Source organism: Rhodoferax sp. LS1R11 (assembly GCF_056521395.1).
Map to the genome: position 1 here is coordinate 531,612 of NZ_JBWMAW010000001.1, position 18,775 is coordinate 550,386.

Annotated in this window: 19 protein-coding genes and 1 tRNA gene; 12 read left to right on the forward strand and 8 right to left on the reverse strand. The window is 54.6% G+C overall.

From position 1 onward, the window contains the following. The first annotated feature begins 170 nt into the window (after positions 1-170). On the forward strand, positions 171-683 hold the full coding sequence (locus AC097N_RS02570) for a chemotaxis protein CheW (protein WP_479579201.1): 513 nt from the start codon (positions 171-173) through the stop codon (positions 681-683). Here the strand turns inward: AC097N_RS02570 and AC097N_RS02575 are convergent. Further along, positions 680-1,888, reverse strand: coding sequence for a GNAT family N-acetyltransferase (locus AC097N_RS02575; protein WP_479579152.1), 1,209 nt, complete (start codon positions 1,886-1,888; stop codon positions 680-682). The two genes, AC097N_RS02570 and AC097N_RS02575, sit on opposite strands and share 4 nt — an antisense overlap. Before the next feature lie 31 nt (positions 1,889-1,919). Between AC097N_RS02575 and AC097N_RS02580 the strand changes: the two genes are divergently transcribed. Both AC097N_RS02580 and AC097N_RS02585 read left to right on the forward strand, forming a co-directional pair. Then, a complete protein-coding gene (locus tag AC097N_RS02580; protein WP_479579153.1) occupies positions 1,920-3,596 on the forward strand; it encodes an NAD+ synthase in 1,677 nt (558 codons plus the stop codon). A 74-nt stretch (positions 3,597-3,670) separates the two neighbouring features. Next, the gene (locus AC097N_RS02585) at positions 3,671-4,009 is read left to right on the forward strand and encodes a P-II family nitrogen regulator (RefSeq protein ID WP_479579154.1); all 339 of its coding nucleotides are present in this window, start codon (positions 3,671-3,673) and stop codon (positions 4,007-4,009) included. 33 nt (positions 4,010-4,042) lie between these two features. On the opposite strand, the gene AC097N_RS02590 is transcribed toward AC097N_RS02585, so the two are convergent. The 4 genes from AC097N_RS02590 to AC097N_RS02605 form a co-directional block, all read right to left on the reverse strand. Next, positions 4,043-4,525, reverse strand: a complete 483-nt coding sequence (locus AC097N_RS02590; RefSeq protein WP_479579202.1) for an RDD family protein — start codon at positions 4,523-4,525, stop codon at positions 4,043-4,045. 35 nt (positions 4,526-4,560) lie between these two features. Further along, positions 4,561-5,193 (reverse strand): DUF3106 domain-containing protein, encoded by a 633-nt coding sequence (locus AC097N_RS02595; protein WP_479579155.1) that lies wholly within the window; start codon positions 5,191-5,193, stop codon positions 4,561-4,563. Between the two features lie 99 nt (positions 5,194-5,292). Then, complete coding sequence (locus AC097N_RS02600; RefSeq protein WP_479579156.1) at positions 5,293-5,730, reverse strand: DUF3619 family protein; 438 nt, start codon at positions 5,728-5,730, stop codon at positions 5,293-5,295. Then, a complete protein-coding gene (locus AC097N_RS02605) occupies positions 5,727-6,293 on the reverse strand; it encodes an RNA polymerase sigma factor (RefSeq protein ID WP_479579157.1) in 567 nt (188 codons plus the stop codon). The genes AC097N_RS02600 and AC097N_RS02605 overlap by 4 nt, the downstream gene beginning before the upstream one ends. 296 nt (positions 6,294-6,589) lie before the next feature. On the opposite strand from AC097N_RS02605, the gene AC097N_RS02610 reads away from it, so the two are divergent. The 6 genes from AC097N_RS02610 to AC097N_RS02635 all read left to right on the forward strand — a co-directional run bounded on the left by AC097N_RS02610 (position 6,590) and on the right by AC097N_RS02635 (position 13,910). Further along, positions 6,590-8,416: an acetolactate synthase 3 catalytic subunit gene (locus tag AC097N_RS02610; RefSeq protein ID WP_479579203.1), complete on the forward strand. Its 1,827-nt coding sequence runs from the start codon at positions 6,590-6,592 to the stop codon at positions 8,414-8,416. A gap of 83 nt (positions 8,417-8,499) precedes the next feature. Further along, positions 8,500-8,991 (forward strand): acetolactate synthase small subunit, encoded by a 492-nt coding sequence (gene ilvN / locus AC097N_RS02615; protein WP_479579158.1) that lies wholly within the window; start codon positions 8,500-8,502, stop codon positions 8,989-8,991. Between the two features lie 21 nt (positions 8,992-9,012). Further along, positions 9,013-10,029, forward strand: coding sequence for a ketol-acid reductoisomerase (gene ilvC / locus AC097N_RS02620; RefSeq protein ID WP_479579159.1), 1,017 nt, complete (start codon positions 9,013-9,015; stop codon positions 10,027-10,029). Positions 10,030-10,097: 68 nt separating this feature from the next. Beyond that, positions 10,098-10,913, forward strand: coding sequence for a CDP-diacylglycerol--serine O-phosphatidyltransferase (gene pssA / locus AC097N_RS02625; RefSeq protein ID WP_479579160.1), 816 nt, complete (start codon positions 10,098-10,100; stop codon positions 10,911-10,913). Positions 10,914-11,125: 212 nt separating this feature from the next. After that, positions 11,126-12,664 (forward strand): 2-isopropylmalate synthase, encoded by a 1,539-nt coding sequence (locus AC097N_RS02630; RefSeq protein WP_479579161.1) that lies wholly within the window; start codon positions 11,126-11,128, stop codon positions 12,662-12,664. A gap of 112 nt (positions 12,665-12,776) precedes the next feature. Then, positions 12,777-13,910 carry a serine hydrolase gene (locus AC097N_RS02635; RefSeq protein ID WP_479579162.1) on the forward strand — a complete coding sequence of 378 codons (1,134 nt, stop codon included), beginning with the start codon at positions 12,777-12,779 and terminating at the stop codon, positions 13,908-13,910. Between the two features lie 21 nt (positions 13,911-13,931). On the opposite strand, the gene AC097N_RS02640 is transcribed toward AC097N_RS02635, so the two are convergent. Both AC097N_RS02640 and AC097N_RS02645 read right to left on the reverse strand, forming a co-directional pair. After that, complete coding sequence (locus AC097N_RS02640) at positions 13,932-14,720, reverse strand: IclR family transcriptional regulator (RefSeq protein WP_479579163.1); 789 nt, start codon at positions 14,718-14,720, stop codon at positions 13,932-13,934. A 92-nt stretch (positions 14,721-14,812) separates the two neighbouring features. Continuing rightward, positions 14,813-15,559: an arginyltransferase gene (locus tag AC097N_RS02645; protein WP_479579164.1), complete on the reverse strand. Its 747-nt coding sequence runs from the start codon at positions 15,557-15,559 to the stop codon at positions 14,813-14,815. A gap of 282 nt (positions 15,560-15,841) precedes the next feature. Here AC097N_RS02645 and AC097N_RS02650 point away from each other — a divergent pair. After that, positions 15,842-15,918: transfer RNA gene (locus AC097N_RS02650), tRNA-Pro, on the forward strand. A 137-nt stretch (positions 15,919-16,055) separates the two neighbouring features. Here the strand turns inward: AC097N_RS02650 and pmbA are convergent. Then, the gene (gene pmbA / locus AC097N_RS02655; protein WP_479579165.1) at positions 16,056-17,450 is read right to left on the reverse strand and encodes a metalloprotease PmbA; all 1,395 of its coding nucleotides are present in this window, start codon (positions 17,448-17,450) and stop codon (positions 16,056-16,058) included. Positions 17,451-17,511: 61 nt separating this feature from the next. Here pmbA and yjgA point away from each other — a divergent pair, with 61 nt between their 5' ends. Further along, complete coding sequence (gene yjgA, locus AC097N_RS02660) at positions 17,512-18,162, forward strand: ribosome biogenesis factor YjgA (RefSeq protein ID WP_479579166.1); 651 nt, start codon at positions 17,512-17,514, stop codon at positions 18,160-18,162. Beyond that, positions 18,159-18,773, forward strand: coding sequence for a molybdopterin adenylyltransferase (gene mog / locus AC097N_RS02665; RefSeq protein ID WP_479579167.1), 615 nt, complete (start codon positions 18,159-18,161; stop codon positions 18,771-18,773). Before yjgA ends, mog begins: the two co-directional genes overlap by 4 nt. Positions 18,774-18,775 lie beyond the last annotated feature (2 nt).

Consider the following 18,775-nt stretch of genomic DNA (forward strand, 5'->3'; position numbering starts at 1 on the left):
TTCCAGTCGCCCCCGGGTTCAGGCCCAGCCCCAGGTGACTGGCGATGACCTCCATGCTTGGCCAGTTCCCGCGCATAATCCCGCGCACGCGGCCGTGCCACTAGGGTTTCGCCTTACCCGGGTATCATGAGTCGCCTCAGAGACGCAAAGGAATGAATACCATGGAAACGATGCAGAAAAACCCCTCGAAAGCCTTTGAAATCGGCACTTCCGCAGGTCCTGGCATTGCCGGGGGAGGCCAGTATCTGACCTTGCGTTTGGGAGGTGAAGAATACGCGATTGATATCTTGCGTGTGCAGGAGATTCGTTCCTACGAGGAGCCCACGCGCATGGTGAATGCGCCGCCGTTCATTAAGGGGGTGGTCAACTTGCGCGGGGTCATCGTGCCCATTGTGGACTTGCGTCTCAAGCTCAATATTGACAACGTGGGTTACAACGAGTTCACGGTGGTTATTGTCCTGAACGTCCGCGGGACCGTGATTGGCGCAGTCGTGGATGCCGTCTCGGATGTGGTCACGCTGACCTCCCAGCACATCAAGGCCGCGCCGCAATTCGACAACGCCATCGACGCGCGCTTCATCACCGGCCTGGCCAATATCGGTGAGCGCATGCTGATTGTGATGAACATGGAAGCCCTGTTGAGCAACGCCGAAATGGGCCTGGTGGCCGGTCTGCGGTCTTAGGTCGCTTTGACCTTCAAGGGGCTGCGCTGGTGGAGTTCTTCCAGATACTGGTCAATGCCTTCCCCCTCACGTTCCAGGTAGCGCTCCACCGCATCTGAAAAGGCCGGATGAGCCAGCCAGTGGGCGCTGGTGGCCTTGATGGGCATCAGGGCCCTTGCCATTTTGTGCTCCCCCTGCGCACCCCCTTCAAAACGCTGGTACCCCTGCTCAATGCACCATTGCAGCGGCTGGTAGTAGCAAGCTTCAAAATGAAGGCAGTCCACCCGTTCCAGCGCACCCCAGTAGCGGCCGTAGGCAATGTTACTTGTCTTTTTTAAGTCATTTGTGCCGCTAGCCCCCGTATTACGTGCGGTAACAGCTATCAAACTGCTAGCAATGGGTTGCCCGTGTCGCTCTGCCACAAACAAAAGCCAGTTCTCAGGCATGGTGTTGGCCATGCGGTGAAAAAAGTCCCGGCTCAGGTAGGGCGCGTTGCCGTGCTCCAGGTAGGTTCGCTCATAGCAGCGGTAGAAAAAATCCCAGTCGCTGGTCGTGATGGATGTGCCCAGGGACCAGCGAAAGGTGACGCCTGCCTCGGCCACCTTGCGCCGTTCCTGACGGATTTTTTTGCGCTTCTCTTGCGCCAGGGTGGCCAGAAAGCTGTCGAAGTCGGGGTAGCCCGGGTCGGCGTTGGTCCAGTGAAACTGCACGGTGTGGCGCATCAGCATGCCGGCCTCGGTGCAGGCCAGCACGTCTTCGTCGCTGGAGAACAACACGTGCAGCGATGACAGTTTTTCTGATTCACACCATTGAATCAGGGCCTGGGCCAGCACGGCCCGGTCTTGCGGCGTGCTTGCCATCAGGCGCGTCCCTGGCACGGGGGTGAAGGGCACTGCCACCAGTGCTTTCGGGTAATAGCTCAAGCCGTGCTGCGCATAGGCGTTGGCCCAGGCATGGTCAAACACGTATTCGCCATAGGAATGAGACTTCAGGTACAGCACGCAGGCGCCGACCAGCGTGCCATTTCGCTCCAGCAGAATGAAGCCTGGCGTCCAGCCCGTCTCGGGCGTGGCGCTGCCGCTGGCATCCAGCGCGGCCAGGTAATCGTGCCGCATGAACGGCGTGGCGCCCGGTTGCAGTTTGAGCAATTCATTCCACGCCGTGGCATTCACCTCATCGGGTGAACTCAGTACCCGGATGACATAATCGTTCGACTCTTGCTTCACTCGTTTCCCAATCTTTTTTCACCTGCGGTCCATGACACTCAAACTCTGCGTTGCCCAACTCAATTTCGTCGTGGGCGACTTGGCGGGCAACGCGCAAAAAATCATCGAGGCCGCGCGCTCGGCCTACGCCGACGGCGTGCGTTTGCTCCTGACGCCAGAACTCTCGATTTGTGGTTATGCCGCAGAAGACCTTTTCTTGCGTCCCGCCTTCATCAGCGCCTGTGATGATGCCGTGAAAACAGTGGCCCGCGAGCTGGCCGGGTTAAAAGACATGACCGTGGTCGTGGGGCACCCGACCGGGGGCGACAGCCGCACCCGGTCGGTAGCCATTCAAAGCCGACACAACGCGGCCAGCGTGCTGTGCGAAGGAGTCGTGCTGGCCACCTACGCCAAGCGGGAGTTGCCCAACTACCAGGTGTTTGATGAGCGGCGTTACTTCACGCCGGGTCGGGACGTGTGCGTGTTTGAAGCCGGCGAGGCGGGGAGCAAGGTCAAAGTCGGGTTGCTGATCTGCGAGGACGCCTGGTTTGAAGAGCCAGCCCGCCTGACGCGGGAAGCCGGGGCCGAGTTGCTGGCCGTGATCAACGCCTCACCGTTTCACGTCGGCAAAGGCAACGAGCGTGAAGTCACCATGCGCGCCCGTGTGCAGGCCTGTGGTTTGCCGCTGGTCTATGCCCATCTGGTGGGCGGCCAGGACGAGGTGGTTTTTGAAGGCCACTCATTTGCCCTCAATGCCGATGGCACCGTGGCCGGCCGGGCCCCCAGTTTTATAGAGAATATGCTTGTAGTGCACGTCCAGCGTGCGCAGGCAGCTATTCATTTGGTAGCAAAAATTGCGCCTGAACGCACGCCTGATGCCGATCTGTGGGACGCCCTGGTACTGGGCGTGCGGGACTACATCGGCAAGAACGGATTTCCCAGCGTTATTCTGGGCCTGTCGGGGGGCATTGACTCGGCTTTGGTGCTGGCCGTGGCCGTAGATGCCCTGGGCAAAGACCGTGTGCGCACCGTCATGATGCCGTCGCCCTACACGGCGGATATCAGCTGGATTGATGCGCGCGACATGGCTGCGCGCCTGGGTGTGCGCTATGACGAGATTTCCATCGTGCCGGAGTTTGAAGCGTTCAAGAAGTCGCTGGCGGGTGAGTTCAACGGCTTGGCCGAGGACACCACGGAAGAAAACATACAGGCCCGCATTCGGGGTACGCTCTTGATGGCGCTGTCCAACAAATTTGGAAGCATCGTCCTGACCACGGGCAACAAGTCCGAAATGGCCACAGGTTATTGCACGCTCTATGGCGACATGGCCGGGGGTTTCGCCGTGATCAAGGATTTGGCCAAAACGACCGTTTTCAGACTATGCCGCTGGCGCAATGCCCATGACCCTTACGGCACGGGCCAGGCGCCGATCCCGGACCGCATCATCACGCGTCCACCCAGTGCCGAATTGCGTCCAGACCAGAAAGACCAGGACAGTCTGCCTCCGTATGAAGTGCTTGATGGGATTCTGGAACGCTACATGGAAAACGACCAGAGCATCGAAGACATCATCGCCGCCGGGTTTGAGCGTGCGGATGTCGAGAAGGTCACCCGCCTTATCAAAATCAATGAATACAAGCGCCGCCAGGCCCCCGTCGGTATTCGGGTGACCCACCGCAGTTTTGGCAAGGATTGGCGGTATCCTATTACCAATAAATTTCGCGCCTAGCGCTTTCGCAACGGGAGACAGATCGACCCATGCCAGCCCCGGTCGAGTCCCAACATCATGACAAAAGGAACAAAATGAAGCAGATTACAGCCGTCCTGAAACCCTTCAAACTTGAAGAAGTCCGTGAAGCCTTGGCCGAGTGCGGTGTTACCGGCCTCACCGTAACCGAAGTCAAGGGTTTTGGTCGCCAGAAAGGTCATACCGAGCTGTACCGTGGCGCGGAGTATGTAGTTGACTTCCTGCCCAAGGTCAAAGTTGAAGTGGTCGTCAAGACGGCCGATGTCGACCGCTGCGTTGACGCCATCGTGAAAGCTGCCCGCACCGGCAAGATCGGTGATGGCAAGATTTTTGTGACCAGTGTGGAACGCGTCGTCCGCATCCGTACTGGTGAGGAAGACGAGTCGGCGGTCTAGGCGGTCAGAGCGGATGCCCTGACCCGGCTCGTTTTACCGTCTTTTGCGCGGGGTTGAAACGAGTCGGGTGCCAGCCAGCGCATCGTGCCAGAACTGCTGTTGTGGGTGAAATCGGCTCAGGACAGCCCAAACGCCAATCCAGCCCACGACGATAACCACTGACTCTGCGCCCGTGAGGTTGAACGGTGCCACAGCCGCCAAGGGCGGCAGGAACCATAGCCAACTCAAGAGATAGCGTAACAAAGCGCGGGCTTGCGTGATGGGTTGTCCGAAGCGGTCCACCACCTTGATATCCCAGGTTTTCATGGCAAGCGTTTGCCCCTTGGACCACAGCCATACAAAATAAATTCCGAAGACGACGAACAAGAAGGCCTGCAACGGATGGCGGTTGTCCATCGCATTGCGGGTTTGACTGAGTGTGCCAAACAGGTAGCCGGCAATAAAAACGACACCGAACATGAGCATGCCGTCATACAACCAGGAAGCCATGCGGCGAGCCAGACTGGGCGTTGTCAATTCGTCCGGGCGGATTCCGGCTGCAATAACGGTATTCAATTTTTAGCAGCTGATGCGCGGCCAGCTGGATGCTGTAAGTGGGGCAGCAGGGTACTGCGGTTCACCACCGGCTTGGCGTCCGGTGGTTTCTGTGCTTCAGCTGCGGTTTTACGGGTCACCGGGACGGCCGCCAGTTTTTCGGGCGCGACAGGTTTGATGGCTACTGCGGCACCGACCGGCTTGGGTTTCGCCGCGATGGCCAGTTTTTCTTTTTCCGCGGCGCTGAGGGCTTGATAAGCCTCCCACGTTGCGGTTTTTTGATCAGGTGTTAGCTGCTTGGACTCCGCAAAATTCAGTCTCGCTTGCGAGCGCTGTTGCTGGCTGAGCGCAACCCATTCCGTCATGCGGCTGTGCAGCTTCACTTGCTCAGCGTCGTTCATCGTTGGGTAGTTGGCGGCGATGGCGACCCACTTACGTTTTTGCCCCTCGCCCAGTGTGGTCCAAGTCCCAGCCAAGGGCTTGAGAGAACGCTGCTGCACCGCAGTCAGTTCTTTCCAGGCGGGACCTCCTGTGGCAGCAACGGCCGAGCCCGTGCCGTTGCCCGCGCTGATCGGTTTCACTAATGCGGGCTGCTGAACCGGCGTAATTGCCACGTCTTGCGCCAAAGCGGAGGCTGCGGACAGGGTCAAAGCCGACCAGAGAGACAAAATGGCACGAGATGTCGTGGCTCCACCCCCAATTGGTTGGGCTGGACGTTTAGACGAATAACTGAAACTCATTGTTCTTTATTACTGATTTTGTACGGTGCTTACTTTAAGGAACTGCGCAAAACCGGGGTCGGTGTAAGCTTCCGGTGGCAGATCATCGGTCAATAGGGCCGAGTCGATTTCCGCCAATTCATTCGTCCGGTTGTCGTTTTGAATGATATCGATGCCGATCAAGCCTATAACCAGTGCCATCAGTGGAATAACCGCTCCAAGACGCCCCCACCAGCCGAGCTTTTCGTTGCCAAAAGTGAGCGTCGCCATACCTCCCGAAACCGCCATGCTGGACGCCGTTTGTGTTGCCGCGACTTTTCGTTTCCCCAAGGCCTGCATTCGTGCTGCGCGCAATCGCTCAGAGATGTCGTAGGGAAGGTCTTCGGTTGCATCCGACAAGCGTGCTGTGATTTTTAGCGCCAAGCGGTCTTGCGCAACGTCGATTTGGTGTTGATACGAATTAGTCATAGTGTTATTCCCTTCGCCCGAAGTGCTTTGCCGAGGGCATGAACTGCTCGTGAACAGTGCGTTTTGACACTGCCCTCGGAGCAGCCCATGGCCGCAGCGGTTTCTGCTACGTCCAACTCCTCCCAATAACGCATGAGGAACGCTTCTCGTTGACGCGTTGGAAGCTCCTGGATTTCACTTTCAATCTCACGCAAGGTTTGTGCCCGTTGGGTCGAGTTTTCGGCGCTTTCAGTCTGGTCGGATTGATCTTGCAGGTTCAATGTCTCAAGGAGGTCGAAATCGCCATCATCCCCGGCCGACTCGAAGTCGCTCATGTTCGAAAACAGGGCATTCCTGGTCTTTTGGCGACGGAACCAATCCAGAGTGCAGTTTGACAGGATTCGCTGAAAAAGCATGGGCAGTTCAGCGACGGGCTTGTGCCCATAGTGCTCTGCCAGTTTCATCATGCTGTCTTGAACAATGTCAAGTGCTGACTCCTCATTACGGACGTGATAAACCGACCTTTTGAAGGCGCGTTTTTCGACGCTTTTGAGGAAGTCTGATAGTTCTAGTTCAGTTGCCAAGCGTGTTGCCGAAGAGCGGCCGTCAGGTTATGGGTCTCGTGAAGATGCGCTCAAGACGAAATCGCATGCCAATTTGGCGTGATTATGGCATTTGGCCGGTGTTTTTAGGCGTGATTTGGGTGTTCCACTTGGGGCAGTGCGATAATGCGTGTTGCAAATCAAAAGGCAAACGGGTCACGGTCCGGCGCAAGAATCGGTGCGCTTATGGCTTTGGCCTCAAGTTCCAACGCAACTCCACAAGTGTCTGCGAAGGAGCACCCAAGGTTTTTCGTCAGAGAAATTCACAAAGGTTAATCATGGACATATCAAAAGCCGAAATCACTTCGGCCACCGCTGCAGCTTCCGCTGCAAAAAATCAGATTGGCTCAATTGTGCCAAACCCCTCTGCTACAACATCCAGTGTCCAGGAGCTGAGGGGCGCTGAGATCCTGATCAAGGCCCTGCAGGCCGAAGGCGTGAAATACGTGTGGGGATACCCCGGCGGCGCTGTACTTCACATTTACGACGCTTTTTATAAGCAAGACACCATTCAGCACATTTTGGTGCGCCATGAGCAGGGTGCTGTGCATGCGGCCGACGGCTATGCCCGGGCAACGGGTGATGTGGGCGTGGCGCTGGTGACATCGGGTCCCGGTGCAACCAATGCCGTGACCGGTATTGCTACCGCTTACATGGACAGTATTCCAATGGTGATCATCACCGGTCAGGTGCCAACGCACGCGATCGGACTTGACGCCTTTCAGGAGTGCGACACGGTGGGGATTACACGTCCGGTGGTGAAGCACAATTTCCTGGTCAAGGATGCCCGTGATTTGGCTGAGACCATGAAAAAAGCGTTTCATATTGCTCGCAGTGGTCGCCCCGGCCCGGTCGTCGTGGATATTCCCAAGGATGTCTCCTTCAAGAAGGTGCCCTATTCAGGCTATCCCGAAACCGTCGAGATGCGTTCCTACAACCCCGTCCGCAAAGGGCACGGTGGTCAGATTCGCAAAGCGTTGCAGCTGTTGCTGGCAGCCAAACGGCCCTATATCTACACCGGTGGTGGCGTGCTGTTGAGTAATGCATCCGCAGAGTTGCGTACGTTGGTAGATATGCTGGGTTACCCCTGCACGAACACGTTAATGGGATTGGGTGCGTATCCGGCCAGCGACAAGAAGTTCTTGGGCATGTTGGGCATGCATGGCACGGTTGAGGCTAATAATGCGATGCAGCATTGCGATGTGTTGCTGGCGGTGGGAGCCCGATTTGATGATCGTGTGATTGGCAACCCCAAACACTTTGCTCAGAACGAACGCAAGATCATTCATATTGATATCGATCCTTCAAGTATTTCAAAGCGTGTCAAAGTCGATATTCCAATTGTGGGCGACGTCAAGGATGTTCTGTCCGAAATGATCGCCATGATCAGGGAAGGCGCGGTCAAGCCGGATGCCAATGCGCTTGGCGCTTGGTGGGACACGATTGAGACTTGGCGTAAACGCGATTGTCTGAAGTATGACCACGGAAAAAATGACGTGATCAAACCCCAGTATGTGGTCGAAACCTTGTGGAACATGACCAAGGATGTTGATACCTACATCACTTCTGACGTAGGTCAACACCAGATGTGGGCGGCCCAGTACTACCGCTTTGACGAGCCCCGTCGCTGGATCAATTCCGGTGGCCTTGGCACCATGGGTGTTGGTATTCCTTACGCGATGGGTATCAAGCTAGCAAAGCCTGAAAGCGAAGTGTTCTGTATCACGGGTGAGGGTTCAGTGCAAATGTGCATCCAGGAACTATCTACTTGCCTGCAATACAACACACCTATCAAAATAGTTTCGCTGAATAATCGTTACCTGGGCATGGTGCGTCAGTGGCAGGAAGTTGAATACGAAGGCCGCTACAGCCATAGCTACATGGATGCGCTCCCCAACTTTGTGAAGCTGGCAGAGGCCTATGGTCACGTCGGCATGCTCATTGAGCGGGCCCAGGATGTGGAGCCCGCTTTGCGGGAAGCCCGTAAGCTCAAGGATCGGACTGTTTTCATGGATTTCCGCACGGATCCGACTGAAAATGTATTCCCCATGGTCAAAGCTGGCATGGGCATCACGGAAATGCTGCTGGGTTCGGAAGATCTTTAACTAACGCCTGATGAATCTATTGCTTGCCGAGCCCTTTGGTTACCGCCAAAGGGGGAGGGCAGCGAAAAGAGGAATCTCAAAATATGAAACATATCATTGCTGTCTTGCTAGAGAACGAGCCGGGAGCACTTTCCCGTGTGGTGGGTCTCTTTTCTGCCCGTGGCTACAACATTGAATCTCTCACTGTTGCGCCGACTGAAGACCCGAGTCTTTCACGCATGACAATCCAGACCTCCGGGCCGGACGACGTCATCGAACAGATCACCAAACACTTGAATCGTCTGATTGAAGTGGTGAAGGTTGTGGACCTGACGGAGGGTGCTTACACCGAGCGCGAGCTCATGATGGTGAAGGTTCGTGCTGTGGGCAAAGAGCGTGAAGAAATGAAACGCATGGCCGATATTTTTCGGGGCCGCATCATCGATGTGACCGAGAAAAGCTACACCATCGAGTTGACCGGAGATCAGTCGAAAAACGACGCATTTCTCGAAGCAATTGAGCGTGGTGCGATATTGGAAACCGTCCGTACCGGCTCAAGTGGCATTGGTCGTGGCGAACGAATCTTAAGAGTTTAATTTTTTACAACGGAGAAAAAAATGAAGGTTTTTTACGACAAAGACTGTGACCTGAGCCTCATCAAAGGCAAGACAGTCGCGATCATCGGCTACGGCAGCCAAGGCCACGCCCATGCCCAGAATTTGAACGACAGTGGCGTAACTGTTGTCGTCGGTTTGCGCAAAGGTGGCGCTTCCTGGCCCAAGGTCGAAAAAGCCGGCCTTAAAGTTGCTGAAGTCGCTGACGCCGTGAAGGCCGCTGACGTTGTCATGATTTTGTTGCCCGACGAGCAAATTGCCGCGGTTTACACAAACGACATTGAGCCTAACATCAAGCAGGGTGCGTCTCTGGTGTTTGCGCACGGCTTCAATGTGCATTACGGCTTGGTCACACCGCGCGCAGACCTCGATGTCTGGATGGTTGCTCCAAAGGCCCCCGGTCACACGGTGCGTGGCACCTATGCTCAAGGTGGCGGTGTTCCCCATCTGATTGCCATTCATCAAGACAAGTCTGGACGCACACGCGACTTGGCATTGAGCTATGCCATGGCCAACGGTGGCGGCAAGGCTGGCATCATTGAAACCAATTTCCGTGAAGAAACAGAGACGGATCTGTTTGGTGAGCAAGCTGTTTTGTGCGGCGGCACCGTTGAATTGATCAAAGCTGGTTTCGAAACATTGGTTGAAGCGGGCTATGCGCCAGAAATGGCCTACTTCGAATGCCTGCACGAGCTCAAGTTGATTGTGGACATGATTTATGAAGGCGGTATCGCCAACATGAATTACTCCATCTCCAACAATGCTGAATATGGCGAGTACGTTACAGGCCCACGCATCGTGACCAGTGCTACCAAAGACGCCATGCGTCAGTGTTTGAAAGACATTCAGACGGGTGAGTACGCGAAGAGCTTCATCTTGGAAAACAAGGCCGGTGCGCCAACACTGTTGAGCCGTCGTCGTTTGACATCGGAGCACCCTATTGAACAAGTGGGTGAAAAACTTCGTGCGATGATGCCTTGGATCGCGAAGAACAAGCTCGTCGATCAGACGCGCAACTGAGTCGAATGACTCTCTGAACAAAGGCCACTTCGGTGGCCTTTGTTATTATTAAAACAGGAGGCCAATCTATGCATGACGGCAACGAGTTTGACTTGGTTGAAGGCGAGTCCGTAGTGGTGAGGAAGCGCAGGAAAGGCATTTACATTTTACCAAATTTGTTCACTTTGGCGGCCTTGTTTGGTGGGTTTTATGCCATCGTTATGGCCATCAATGGACACTTTGATTTGGCTGCTGTGGGGATTTTTTGTGCCATGGTGCTCGACAGCCTGGATGGCCGAGTTGCACGGATGACGAATACGCAAAGCGCGTTTGGTGAGCAAATGGACTCACTCTCCGACATGGTTTCCTTCGGGGCTGCCCCCGCATTGATTGCTTATGTCTGGGCTCTTCAGGGCTTGGGGCGTTGGGGCTGGATTGCGGCATTTGTCTATTGTGCTTGCGCCGCATTACGCCTTGCCAGGTTTAATGTCAACACGGCCGTCGTTGACAAGCGATATTTTCAAGGATTACCCTCACCAGCTGCGGCAGCCCTTATGGCTGGGTTCATTGGTCTGATGACGGACCTTGGTGTGAAAGGTCCGGCGGTTGCGTGGCTCATGTTTGCATTAGCTTTGTACTCGGGACTCACCATGGTGACCAATGTTCCGTTTTACAGTTTTAAAGACGTTCACATGAAAAAGAGCGTGCCCTTTGCGGTGATCGTGATGCTTGCTCTGGGAATCGCTGTGATCAATATCGATCCTCCTATCGTGATGTTTGGTGTGTTTGTCGTGTACGGTCTCAGTGGCTATGTGATTTACATCTGGCGTCGCGCCAAAGGCATGCAGACCAGTGTGATCAGTATTTCTACAAAGGAGCCCGACGAGCGTGGTCTTCATGAGTGAGGGCGGCTTCTAGCGTGACTGCAGCCAGCGTTCTTCCGAACTTGTGGTACATTGAAATTATGAATAAAACGCTGCTGGCACTGCTGCTATCGCCATACGGGCGGAGACAGTAGAGCAAGCGCTCATCCTGATCAAAAGCCCGTCTGCATTTGCGACGGGCTTTTTGTTTTGATTTGTTGATTTCTGGTTTTTGGGAACATAGGAGAAATAGGATGGCTGATAAATTGATCATTTTTGATACCACCTTGCGTGATGGAGAGCAGTCGCCCGGCGCGTCGATGAACAAAGATGAGAAGTTGCGCATCGCTCGGCAATTGGAGCGCCTGAAGGTTGACGTCATTGAAGCCGGATTTGCTGCCAGTTCAAATGGTGATTTCGAAGCTGTTCGTTCCATCGCAAATGCGATCAAGGATTCCACAATTTGTTCACTGTCGCGCGCCAATGACAAAGACATCGCCAGGGCTGCCGAAGCCCTGAAAGGGGCCAACAGCGCACGTATTCACACTTTTATCGCAACGTCTGCTCTTCATATGGAGAAGAAGTTGCGGATGACACCTGATCAGGTATTTGAGCAGGCCAAACTGGCCGTGCGCTTTGCCCGTAACCTCGTCGCTGATGTCGAGTTCAGTCCAGAGGATGGGTATCGCAGCGATGTTGATTTTCTTTGCCGCGTTTTGGAGGCTGCTATTCACGAAGGTGCGACGACGATCAACGTGCCTGATACCGTGGGTTACGCGGTACCGGAGCTGTACGGCAATTTCATCAAAACCTTGCGGGATCGAATCCCCAATTCAGACAAGGCGATCTGGTCAGTGCATTGTCACAATGATTTAGGGATGGCCGTTGCCAATTCCCTGGCTGGCGTCAAAATCGGTGGTGCTCGCCAGGTAGAGTGCACCATCAACGGCTTAGGTGAGCGTGCCGGCAATTGCAGTCTTGAAGAAATCGTGATGGCAGTCAAAACACGCAGGGATTATTTCGGGCTTGATTTAGGCATTGATACCAAGCACATTCTTGCTGCGAGCCGTATGGTGAGTCAGACCACAGGTTTTGTCGTTCAGCCTAACAAGGCCGTTGTGGGCGCCAATGCCTTTGCTCATGCCTCTGGCATCCATCAGGATGGCGTTCTCAAAGCTCGCGATACGTATGAAATTATGCGAGCTGAGGATGTGGGCTGGACTGCTAACAAGATTGTCCTTGGGAAACTGAGTGGTCGCAATGCGTTTAAACAGCGACTCCAGGAGCTCGGCGTGCAACTTGAAAGTGAAGGCGATGTCAACGCTGCGTTCGCCAGATTCAAGGAACTGGCCGATCGAAAGAGTGAGATTTTCGACGAGGATATTCTGGCTTTGGTCAGTGACGAAAGTGTTGCTCATGAGAAAGAGCAGTATTCTTTTGTTTCCCTGTCTCAGCACAGTGAAACAGGGGAGCGCCCGCAAGCCAGCATTGTTTTCACAGTTGACGGCCGCGAAGTCAAAAGCGCATCGGATGGCAATGGGCCTGTGGATGCATCGCTGAAAGCCATAGAAGCGCACGTGAAAAGTGGTGCCGAGATGGTGCTTTACTCGGTGAATGCCATTAGTGACTCCACGGAGAGTCAGGGTGAAGTGACCGTGCGTCTGCAAAATAGTGGGCGAGTGGTCAATGGCATGGGTGCTGATCCGGATATTGTGGTGGCCTCGGCCAAAGCCTACCTCAGCGCATTGAATAAATTGCAGAGTAAAGCTGATCGCGTGGCCGCCCAAGGATAGGTTTTCAACCGCTTCGACGGTTCTGGTTTAAGAAAGTCGCGCAAGTAATTGATATTGCGCGACTTTTTTGTATAAACTTGCAACTTCGAGAAATAAATGCGGAGATGAATTCATGTCTCGTTCTCATCAAATTGCGTTTGGAAACATTGTGCGACGACTTTCCTTTTTCTTTGGCCTTACGATTTTTGCACTCGCAACTGCGTTGCCCCATGCCAATGCAGCACAGAGTAAACGTGAGTCTGTCAAAGTGGCGAAGCACGTTGCCGTCTCAAAAAAGACCAGGCATGGCGTTGTCTCGGTGAACCACAAGACCAAATTGGTGGCAAAAACCAAAACCACTAAGGTTTCGGTGCTTGCAAAACACAAAGCAATCGTTTCCGCTGAAGTCGTTTCTCCCAAGCTGTCATTTGGACAGATGGCCGGTTTACACGACGCGCGAGATGAGTTGGAGCTGAAGTCCAGTGTGGCTTTGGTCATTGATCAGGACACCAGTGAGGTTTTGTTCAGCAAGAACGACCACGCTGTTTTGCCTATCGCATCGCTCACAAAGCTCATGACTGGATTGATATTGAGCGAGTCACGCCTCCCAATGAATGAAATGGTCACGATTTCACAAGAGGATGTTGATACGGAAAAAGGAAGTTCTTCTCGGTTGAAAGTAGGTGCCGAGTTGACTCGTGGTGAGCTTCTGCATCTTGCATTGATGTCCAGTGAAAACAGGGCCGCACATGCTCTTGGCAGGAGCTATCCTGGCGGTCTGCAGGTTTTTGTCGGACTGATGAATGCAAAAGCTCGTTTGATTGGCATGAATGACACGCGTTATGTCGAGCCAACCGGTCTCTCTAGCAACAACCAATCCAGTGCGCGTGACTTGGTGAAACTGGTGAATGTTGCCTATGGAAATCCCACGATGCGTGAATTGTCGACATCCCCAGGTTACCAAGTGGCGGTTGGCAATCGGGTTCTTCAGTACAACAACACCAACCGACTTGTAAAAAATCCGTCCTGGGACATTGGGTTACAAAAAACAGGCTTTATCACTGAAGCGGGTCAATGCCTAGTTATGCAAGCCAAGGTGGCCGGCCGCAAGCTCATCATGGTATTTCTCGATTCGGCTGGGAAATTGAGCCGAATTGGTGATGCCGAACGTGTCAGGCACTGGGTCGAATCAATGCCACCAGCTACGCTACGCAACGTACCGCTGGTTGGCGCAGTGGCTGCTGACAAACTTGCTATCGTCCGGTAAGACTGGCGACGGCCCTTTGATCTAAAGAGCGGAGTCTGATTTGTAGCCCAAGGTCGTTGATATTTCCCGGGCTGTCGCCTGTAGTTTAGGAAGCCATTCCTCTTCCAGTCGACCAGCAGGCGCCGAAATTGAGAGTCCGGCAACCAGCTTGCCCTGGTCATCGTAAATGCCTGCCGCCATACAGCGTACGCCCAACTCCAGCTCTTCATTGTCATGCGCATTTCCATATTGACGCACTTTGGACAGTTCACGTTCCAATGCCGTCAAATCTGTAAGACTATTCTTGGTGTGTCCCGTGAGGCCCGTGCGCGTTGCATAAGCCCTTACCCTTTGGGGATCGTCAGCCGCCAGAAACAATTTTCCGACGGATGTCAGGTGAAGGGGCGCACGTCCACCAATAGCCCGGACAACCTGCATCCCTGAACGCTCACTGTAGGTACGTTCGATGTACACAATTTCATCGCTTTGGCGCATGCTCAAATTGACGGGTTGCTGAATCAATTTGTGTAGCTCACGCATGGGAACGAGCGCAGCATCACGAACATTGAGCCGACTTTTGACCAGGTTTCCCAGTTCGAGTAGTCTCATTCCCAAACGATAACTTCCTGGTTGAGGGCGATCCACAAAGCGGCCCGTCGCCAGATCATTCAGCAGGCGGTGGGTGGTTGAGGGATGCAAGCCTGTCTTTTCACTGATTTCCTTCAGTGAAATAGCTTCTTCCCGCGAGGCCAGCACGTCCATAAGCGCGAACATGCGTTCAATGACTTGAACTGTTGGGGTGCTGGGAATGCTTGTATCTATATTTCGCATGGGAACTCCTGAACTGGAAGTTCCTATTTTATCTTGTGAAATTTTGATCTGCAGATTGAAGAGTTGAGTATCTGGAAGAATAAGGTTACAGGTTATCTGGCACTCTGTGTCCACAGCCCTGCTTGGAGTACTTCATGAGGTTTGAAGCGCGCCTTGTAACTCATTTTGGGACTTTCACCAATCCAGTACCCCAGGTAGACATGAGGAAGCTTCAGCGACTTGGCTTGTTCAATTTGCCATAGCACGCCATAGGTCCCATAGCTGGTCTTGGTATCTGTATCTGCTTCGTAAAAGGTATAGACGGCCGATATGCCATCGTCAAGCACGTCCAAAATCGATACCATTTTCAAGACCCCTGGCGCACCGTCCGCACGTGTTTCACGGAATTCAACCAGCCGGGAGTTCACCCGGCTTTGCAGCAAAAATTGGGTGTATTGGTCAACGCTGTCTTCATCCATGCCGCCACCCGCGTGTCGACCGCTTTGATAGCGTAGATACAGGTCGTAGTGTTCCTGAACAAAGCAGAGTTTGAGCACGCGGGCCTGCAGGTTGCCATGTGTTGCCCAAGCACGTCGCTGGCTTTTGTTCGGTTGGAACGTCTCAACAAGGACCCTCAAGGGGGTGCAGGCATGACATCCGTCGCAATACGGCCGATAGGTAAACATGCCGCTGCGCCTGAACCCTTTAATGACCAATTCGGAGTAAGTCGCGTTGTTGATGAGGTGGCTGGGTGTTGCCACTTGTGAACGGGCCTGCTTGCCAGTCAAATAGCTACAAGGGTAGGGCGCAGTGGCGTAAAACTGCAGCGTCTGTAAAGGTAGATCCTGGAGATGCGTCACGGTGCGGTGGACTTTGAGGTCAATGCTGCTTGTCAGTATAGAGGCTCGAACCACCCGCTGGGCGCGGGTTCACTGAGGCAGGCAGGCACTCGTTCCAGAAATATTCGTGCTCCTGCGTTAACCATGGATGTGGCGGCGACGGCAATTGCTTTGATATGGAATGAATGGGTATGACAGGTTTTGCATTTGTTTGACTTGCAATTGATGCCAATTCAAATATTGACAGCAAAAGTGGTGCCATCAAGCGAAACTCTTCTGGGAGCCGTTATAATTCGAAGATGTCGGGGCGTAGCGCAGCCTGGTAGCGCATCTGGTTTGGGACCAGAGGGTCGAAGGTTCGAATCCTTTCGCCCCGACCACAATTTAAAGGGTTAGCCGGTTCATACTGGCTAACCCTTTCTCTTTTGCGTGACCGAATTACCCTAGCGGCTCAATTGTCAATTGCGCTTTTCAAGCGCCCACGCCCAAAGATATTGGGCGCTGAGTTTATGGAGGGTCAGCTTCCGGCGACTTTCATCCGATTGATCAAGATCGATCCGACGGTCTTGGCGCCGTAGTTGTATGCATCTGCACCAACCGCCTGGATGCCCTTGAGCATTTTTTTCATGTTGCCGGCAATGGTGATTTCATGCACTGGATAGGCGATACGCCCTTTTTCAACCCAAAAGCCACTGGCACCCCGAGAATAGTCGCCGGTCACGTAATTCACACCGCTGCCCATCAGCTCAGTGACAAACAGGCCGGTTCCCAGTTTTTCAAGCATCGCATCAAGATCGTCACCTGCGCGCGTGAGGCGCGACGAGAGTGTCAGGTTGTGCGAGCCACCCGCATTACCAGTGGTTTTCATACCCAACTTGCGCGCTGAATAGCTGCTCAGGAAGTAACCCTCCACACGACCCGCCTCAACCACTTGGCGTGCTTTGACTTTTACACCTTCATCGTCAAACGGGGCGCTCCCTTTGCCTCGTTTGACAAATGGGTCTTCCATGATGTCGATGTGCTTGGGGAGCACCTGTTTGCCCAACGAGTCTAGCAAGAACGTACTCTTACGATACAAAGCACCGCCGCTGATGGCCTGGACCAAGGCTCCCAAAAGGCCTGCAGCCAGTGGCGATTCAAACAGCACGGAGCACTCGGTCGTGGCGATTTTTCTGGAATTCAACCGGCTAAGCGCCCGTTCAGCGGCGTAGCGGCCAACCGCCTCCGGTGAGGCCAGGTCATCAGCGTTGCGCATGGAGCTGTACCAGGCATCACGTTGCATATCATCGCCCCGCCCTGCAATGGGTGAGACGGAGAAGGAGTGACGGGAGCTGGCGTATCCACCCCTGAAGCCCCGGGTATGCGCACTGAAAAAATGTGATTGCTGAGCCGACACACTCGCGCCTTCACTGTTGGTAATGCGCTTGTCGGTTTGCAATGCGGCGGCTTCACCCCTCAGGGCCATCTGTGCAGCCCCTTCGCTGTCGATTGACCAAGGGTAGAACAGCTCGAGGTCTGTGCGTTGCTTTGACGGCTGGGCGACGTCTCTGGCATCTGGCAGTGCGGCAAAGGGGTCTGCAGCCGTAAAGCGAGCGATGTCATAGGCTGCCTGCACGGTCTGTTCGATGGCCGACCTGGAGAAGTCCGACGTGCTGGCGTTGCCACGGCGTTTGCCCATGTAAACCGTGACGCCCAGAGACTTGTCTCGGTTGCGCTCCACGTTTTCCAGCTCGCCTTTGCGAACGGAGACGCTCAGGCCGCAGCCTTCTGATGCCTCGGCGCCTGCATCGGTGGCACCCAGCTTTTTGGCATGTGCCAAGGCCGTGTCCACCAGCTCTTCAAAATAGGGGCGGCTGTAGCTGAAGCCGTTGTCAGCGCTGGGCTGGGCAGGGGTCAAGTTGGGTTTCTTCATATCGGAGGCTATGATACTTGGCTCCGTGGTACCCAGTGCCCGCTCCCCCATTTTCCTTACCATGTCACGCAAATTCAAAAAAGGCTACTTCGTCAAAGGCGAGTTCGTCGCCGAAGGCAGCGATCGCGATATCGAGCTCAAGGCCGAGCTCAAAGGCACCGACGACATGAGTCGGACGGATCTCAAGCGCGAAAGCACCGAACTGCAAAAGCTGGGCGAAGACTTGATGACGCTCCGTGCAGACCTGATGATTCGGCTGGCGTTGACCGAAAAGCTCAAAGACGCCATTGCCGAGGCCAAGCGCATCACCAACTTTGAAGGCAAACGTCGCCAGATGCAGTTCATTGGCAAGCTCATGCGCTTGTTGACGCCTGAAGAAATTTACGCCATTCGCGCGGTACTGGCCGAACAACACAACGGCTCGGCCCGAGAGAACTATGTTCTTCACCAGGCAGAGAGCTGGCGTGACCGGTTGATTGCCGAGGAGGGGGCATTTGGCGAGTGGATCACGCTTTGCCCAGGCACCGACACGCAGCAACTGCGTGCCCTGATTCGCCAGGCCCGCAAGGACGCCAAGCCCGAGAAGCCCGGCGAAGCAATACGCCATGGCCGCCCCTATCGTGACATTTTTCAATTGGTGCGTGAACAATTGACATTGCAGGGCGATGTGGTTCCCAACACCGGGGCTGACGACACGGACGAAGCCGAATGAATTCAGGGACCCCCACGGGGCATGACGTCGTCAAAATTGGCATGGTGTCCATCAGCGACAGGGCGTCTACCGGTGTGTACGAAGACAAGGGCTTGCCCGCACTGCAAGACTGGTTGACGCGCGCTCTGATAAACCCGCTGCAATTTGAACCCCGGCTCATCCCTGACGATCAGGCCACCATCAGCGCGACCCTGATTGAACTGGTCGAGGCGGGTTGCTCCCTGGTTTTGACAACAGGCGGAACCGGTCCGGCCCTTCGTGACGTGACTCCGGAGGCGACTTTGGCCGTGGCGACCAAGGAAATGCCCGGCTTTGGCGAGCAGATGCGCCAGATCAGCCTTCGGTTTGTGCCCACCGCCATCCTGTCCCGGCAAGTCGCGGTGATTCGTGCGCAGAGCCTGATTATCAATTTGCCCGGGCAGCCCAAATCGATTCAGGAAACACTGGAAGGCCTCAAAGACAAAGAGGGTGCGACCCTGATGGCCGGCATTTTTGCCGCCGTGCCGTATTGCATCGATTTGATTGGTGGGCCGTATCTCGAAACCCATGACGACGTATGCAAGGCCTTCCGGCCCAAGTCGGCCATCCGTTCCGCAAAGTCTTCGAGCTAAGC

Excerpts from the sequence above, each read along its gene's own strand:
- AC097N_RS02570 (WP_479579201.1), top strand. The coding sequence starts at position 171 with ATGCAGAAAAACCCCTCGAAAGCCTTTGAAATCGGCACTTCCGCAGGT.
- AC097N_RS02580 (WP_479579153.1), top strand. The coding sequence starts at position 1,920 with ATGACACTCAAACTCTGCGTTGCCCAACTCAATTTCGTCGTGGGCGAC.
- AC097N_RS02585 (WP_479579154.1), top strand. The coding sequence starts at position 3,671 with ATGAAGCAGATTACAGCCGTCCTGAAACCCTTCAAACTTGAAGAAGTC.
- AC097N_RS02600 (WP_479579156.1), bottom strand. The coding sequence starts at position 5,730 with ATGACTAATTCGTATCAACACCAAATCGACGTTGCGCAAGACCGCTTG.
- AC097N_RS02610 (WP_479579203.1), top strand. The coding sequence starts at position 6,590 with ATGGACATATCAAAAGCCGAAATCACTTCGGCCACCGCTGCAGCTTCC.
- ilvN (WP_479579158.1), top strand. The coding sequence starts at position 8,500 with ATGAAACATATCATTGCTGTCTTGCTAGAGAACGAGCCGGGAGCACTT.
- ilvC (WP_479579159.1), top strand. The coding sequence starts at position 9,013 with ATGAAGGTTTTTTACGACAAAGACTGTGACCTGAGCCTCATCAAAGGC.
- pssA (WP_479579160.1), top strand. The coding sequence starts at position 10,098 with ATGCATGACGGCAACGAGTTTGACTTGGTTGAAGGCGAGTCCGTAGTG.
- AC097N_RS02630 (WP_479579161.1), top strand. The coding sequence starts at position 11,126 with ATGGCTGATAAATTGATCATTTTTGATACCACCTTGCGTGATGGAGAG.
- AC097N_RS02635 (WP_479579162.1), top strand. The coding sequence starts at position 12,777 with ATGTCTCGTTCTCATCAAATTGCGTTTGGAAACATTGTGCGACGACTT.
- AC097N_RS02640 (WP_479579163.1), bottom strand. The coding sequence starts at position 14,720 with ATGCGAAATATAGATACAAGCATTCCCAGCACCCCAACAGTTCAAGTC.
- pmbA (WP_479579165.1), bottom strand. The coding sequence starts at position 17,450 with ATGAAGAAACCCAACTTGACCCCTGCCCAGCCCAGCGCTGACAACGGC.
- yjgA (WP_479579166.1), top strand. The coding sequence starts at position 17,512 with ATGTCACGCAAATTCAAAAAAGGCTACTTCGTCAAAGGCGAGTTCGTC.
- mog (WP_479579167.1), top strand. The coding sequence starts at position 18,159 with ATGAATTCAGGGACCCCCACGGGGCATGACGTCGTCAAAATTGGCATG.